The organism is Pedobacter glucosidilyticus DSM 23534 (genome assembly GCF_000425145.1).
Classification (GTDB): domain Bacteria; phylum Bacteroidota; class Bacteroidia; order Sphingobacteriales; family Sphingobacteriaceae; genus Pseudopedobacter; species Pseudopedobacter glucosidilyticus.
Genome location: NZ_AULF01000060.1, coordinates 1 through 5,014 on the forward strand (window position 1 = coordinate 1; position 5,014 = coordinate 5,014).

Sequence of the window (5,014 nt, forward strand, 5' to 3'; positions counted from 1 at the left end):
GAATTCCCTAATAACAAAAAAGCCCTTTAAGTTATACTAGCTTAAAGGGTATTATTTGATTGAATAAAAAAAAGTCGGCATCGACCTACTCTCCCACATTTTACTGCAGTACCATTGGCTCTGATGGGCTTAACTTCTCTGTTCGGAATGGGAAGAGGTGGACACCATCGATATAGACACCTGAATATCTTTTGAGCTCTAAGCTCAAGGCTTAAAGCTTATATTCATTTTGTTTCACTTATGCTTTAGGCTTACCGCCTTAAGCTTTTAGCTTAACAATGACATATTATTGAAAGAAGATATTGTTCGAGAAAACAACAGTTTGATTTGCATCTATCTGTCTCTGGAAAGTATCGGATAATTAGTACTACTTGACTTTGATGTTACCACCTTTACATCTGTAGCCTATCAACGTGGTCATCTTCCACGATCCTCAATGGAAATCTCATCTTGTGGCTAGTTTCGCACTTAGATGCTTTCAGCGCTTATCTATTCCCGACGTAGCTACTCTGCAATGCCCCTGGCGGAACAACAGATTCACTAGAGGTCAGTCCAACCCGGTCCTCTCGTACTAAGGTCAGCCCCACTCAAATTTCCAACGCCCACAACAGATAGGGACCGAACTGTCTCGCGACGTTCTGAACCCAGCTCGCGTGCCACTTTAATCGGCGAACAGCCGAACCCTTGGGACCTTCTCCAGCCCCAGGATGTGACGAGCCGACATCGAGGTGCCAAACCTCCCCGTCGATATGAGCTCTTGGGGGAGATCAGCCTGTTATCCCCAGAGTACCTTTTATCCTTTGAGCGATGGCCCTTCCATGCAGAACCACCGGATCACTATATCCGTCTTTCGACCCTGATCGGCTTGTTGGCCTCACAGTCAAGCATGCTTTTGCTATTGCACTCCACGTACGGTTACCAAGCGTACTGAGCATACCTTTGAAAGCCTCCGTTACCCTTTTGGAGGCGACCACCCCAGTCAAACTACCCATCAAACAATGTCTCCGACTTGGCCGGATTAGACACCGAATACAGAAAGGGTGGTATTTCAACGTTGGCTAACTGAATCCTTGCGAACCCAGATCATTGCCTCCCACCTATCCTACACATCCTGTACCCAATGTCAATGTTAAATTGTAGTGAAGGTTCATGGGGTCTTTCCGTCCCGTTGCGGGTACCCGGCGTCTTCACCGGGACCACAATTTCACCGAGCTCATGGCTGAGACAGCGCCCAGATCGTTACACCATTCGTGCAGGTCGGAACTTACCCGACAAGGAATTTCGCTACCTTAGGACCGTTATAGTTACGGCCGCCGTTTACTGGGGCTTCGATTCAATGCTTCTCCATTACTGAATGACATCCCCTCTTAACCTTCCAGCACCGGGCAGGTGTCAGGCCTTATACCTCATCTTTCGATTTTGCAAAGCCATGTGTTTTTGTTAAACAGTCGCCTGGGCCTTTTCACTGCGGCCTCTATTGCTAGAGGCGCCCCTTCTCCCGAAGTTACAGGGCCATTTTGCCGAGTTCCTTAGCCATGATTCACTCGAGCACCTTAGAATTCTCTTCTCGACTACCTGTGTCGGTTTACGGTACGGGTTTTTATAACCTGAAGCTTAGAGGGTTTTCTTGGAAGTCTGTTTACCTGCTCTATCTAATTGCCCGAAGGCGCTCAGTACTATTGGGGTTCAGCAAGACCGGCGGATTTGCCTACCAGTCCTATACCTACGCCTTTTAACGAACTATTCCGTCAGTTCGCGGCAGTGTCACTACTCCGTCACCTCATCGCAGTTATAAAAAGTATGGGATTATTAACCCATTGTCCATCGGCTTGCTCCTTTCGGATGCGCCTTAGGTCCCGACTAACCCTGATCCGATTAGCGTTGATCAGGAAACCTTAGTCTTTCGGTGGGCGGGTTTCTCTCCCGCCTTATCGTTACTTATGCCTACATTTGCTTTTCTATACGCTCCAACACCCATTACCAGATATCTTCTCCGCATATAGAATGCTCCCCTACCACTGAACTTACGTTCAATCCATAGCTTCGGTGATATACTTAATGCCCGTTTATTATCCATGCCCGATCGCTCGACTAGTGAGCTGTTACGCACTCTTTAAATGAATGGCTGCTTCCAAGCCAACATCCTAGCTGTCTATGCAATCGGACCTCGTTAGTTCAACTTAGTATATACTTGGGGACCTTAGCTGATGGTCTGGGTTCTTTCCCTCTCGGCGCGTGACCTTAGCACCCCGCGCCTCACTGCAGTGTATATTTAATCAGCATTCGGAGTTTGTCTGGATTTGGTAGGATTTGACTCCCCCGCACCCAATCAGTAGCTCTACCTCTGTTAAACTTTACCACCACGCTGTTCCTAAAAACATTTCGGGGAGTACGAGCTATTTCCCAGTTTGATTAGCCTTTCACCCCTACCCACAGATCATCCGGAAACTTTTCAACGTTTATCGGTTCGGTCCTCCAGTACCTGTTACGGCACCTTCAACCTGTCCATGGGTAGATCACAAGGTTTCGCGTCTACCCCCTCTGACTATACGCCCTATTCAGACTCGCTTTCGCTTCGGCTCCGTGGCTTAACCACTTAACCTTGCCAGAGAGGAGTAACTCGTAGGCTCATTATGCAAAAGGCACGCCGTCACAGAACTTGTCTGCTCCGACCGCTTGTAAGCACACGGTTTCAGGTTCTATTTCACTCCGCTATTCGCGGTTCTTTTCACCTTTCCCTCACGGTACTAGTTCACTATCGGTCTCTCAGGAGTATTTAGCCTTACCAGATGGTGCTGGCAGTTTCCCACAAGGCGTCTCCGACCTCGCGGTACTCAGGATTCCACTATCCAATCTTTATTTACGTCTACGCAGCTATCATGCGCTATGGCCAGGCTTCCCATCCTGTTCGACTTCATGCTGATCTTCATATTGTGGTCCTACAACCCCAGTTATGCCGTAACATAACTGGTTTGGGCTCTTTCCCTTTCGCTCGCCACTACTCAGGAAATCATTATTATTTTCTCTTCCTCTGCTTACTTAGATGTTTCAGTTCGGCAGGTTTGCGCTATTGCAACTAGTCTTCAACTAGTTAGGTTGCCCCATTCGGAGATCTTCGGATTAATTCGTATGTGCCAATACCCGAAGCTTATCGCAGCTTATCACGTCCTTCATCGCCTCTGAGAGCCTAGGCATCCCCCGTGTGCTCTTATTTACTTTCTTTTTCTTGTACTATTAAATACAAGTGTAGATGTCTCTACCTGTTGTCTTCTCTTTCAATAACTTCTTCCAATATGTCAAAGAACTTTTTTAAGTTGTAACAATACTTTATGTATTGTTCTTTAACTTAAACGTGGAGAATAACGGATTCGAACCGTTGACCCCCTGCGTGCAAGGCAGGTGCTCTAGCCAGCTGAGCTAATCCCCCTTTAAAGATGTTTCTTGAGTTATAGTTTTTTTTAGTCAAACTTATTTATTCATAAACTTTTAACTAACTTTCAAACCTCTCTTCTTTTGTAGTCTCGAGCAGATTTGAACTGCTGACCCCTACATTATCAGTGTAGTGCTCTAACCAACTGAGCTACGAGACTTTTTATCCCCTTACCTCATCGGTAGAACCACCGATTCTCATCTCTTCAGGTTCATTTCCTTTTATAAAAAAATATACATATAACGTAACAACTTAAAACCTTTTAACTTCTCTAGAAAGGAGGTATTCCAGCCGCACCTTCCGGTACGGCTACCTTGTTACGACTTAGCCCCAGTTATCGGTTTTACCCTAGGCCGCTCCTTACGGTTACGGACTTTAGGCACCCCCAACTTCCATGGCTTGACGGGCGGTGTGTACAAGGCCCGGGAACGTATTCACCGCGTCATTGCTGATACGCGATTACTAGCGAATCCAACTTCACGGGGTCGAGTTGCAGACCCCGATCCGAACTGTGAATGGCTTTTTGAGATTCGCATCTTATCGCTAAGTAGCTGCCCTCTGTACCATCCATTGTAGCACGTGTGTAGCCCCGGACGTAAGGGCCATGATGACTTGACGTCGTCCCATCCTTCCTCTCTGTTTGCACAGGCAGTCTGTTTAGAGTCCCCACCTTTACATGCTGGCAACTAAACATAGGGGTTGCGCTCGTTGCGGGACTTAACCCAACACCTCACGGCACGAGCTGACGACAGCCATGCAGCACCTAGTTTCGTGTGGTAAACCACTGAATCATCTCTGATTCATTCACTAACTTTCAAGCCCGGGTAAGGTTCCTCGCGTATCATCGAATTAAACCACATGCTCCTCCGCTTGTGCGGGCCCCCGTCAATTCCTTTGAGTTTCACCCTTGCGGGCGTACTCCCCAGGTGGATAACTTAACGCTTTCGCTTGGACGCTGACTGTATATCGCCAACATCGAGTTATCATCGTTTAGGGCGTGGACTACCAGGGTATCTAATCCTGTTTGATCCCCACGCTTTCGAGCCTCAGCGTCAATTAAACCTTAGTAAGCTGCCTTCGCAATTGGTGTTCTGTGACATATCTATGCATTTCACCGCTACTTGTCACATTCCGCCTACCTCAAGTTCATTCAAGCCACTCAGTATCAAAGGCAAGCTTACAGTTGAGCTGCAAGTTTTCACCTCTGACTTAAATGGCCGCCTACGCTCCCTTTAAACCCAATAAATCCGGATAACGCTTGGATCCTCCGTATTACCGCGGCTGCTGGCACGGAGTTAGCCGATCCTTATTCTTACGGTACATTCAGCTATCTACACGTAGATAGGTTTATTCCCGTACAAAAGCAGTTTACAACCCATAGGGCCGTCTTCCTGCACGCGGCATGGCTGGTTCAGAGTTCCCTCCATTGACCAATATTCCTTACTGCTGCCTCCCGTAGGAGTCTGGTCCGTGTCTCAGTACCAGTGTGGGGGGTCATCCTCTCAGATCCCCTAGTCATCGTCGCCTTGGTAAGCCGTTACCTTACCAACTAGCTAATGACACGCATGCCCATCTTCATCCTAT

At 47.5% G+C, this 5,014-nt stretch carries 2 tRNA genes and 3 rRNA genes; all 5 read right to left on the reverse strand.

Annotated features, from left to right (window positions below):
* Nucleotides 1-72: 72 nt before the first annotated feature.
* A 5S ribosomal RNA gene (gene rrf / locus H510_RS0112770) occupies nucleotides 73-184 on the reverse strand.
* Between the two features lie 158 nt (nucleotides 185-342).
* Nucleotides 343-3,222, reverse strand: a 23S ribosomal RNA gene (locus tag H510_RS0112775).
* Nucleotides 3,223-3,353: 131 nt separating this feature from the next.
* Nucleotides 3,354-3,427 (reverse strand) — tRNA-Ala (locus H510_RS0112780).
* A gap of 89 nt (nucleotides 3,428-3,516) precedes the next feature.
* Nucleotides 3,517-3,590: transfer RNA gene (locus tag H510_RS0112785), tRNA-Ile, on the reverse strand.
* Between the two features lie 115 nt (nucleotides 3,591-3,705).
* Nucleotides 3,706-5,014, reverse strand: a 16S ribosomal RNA gene (locus H510_RS0112790); the annotation flags it as partial.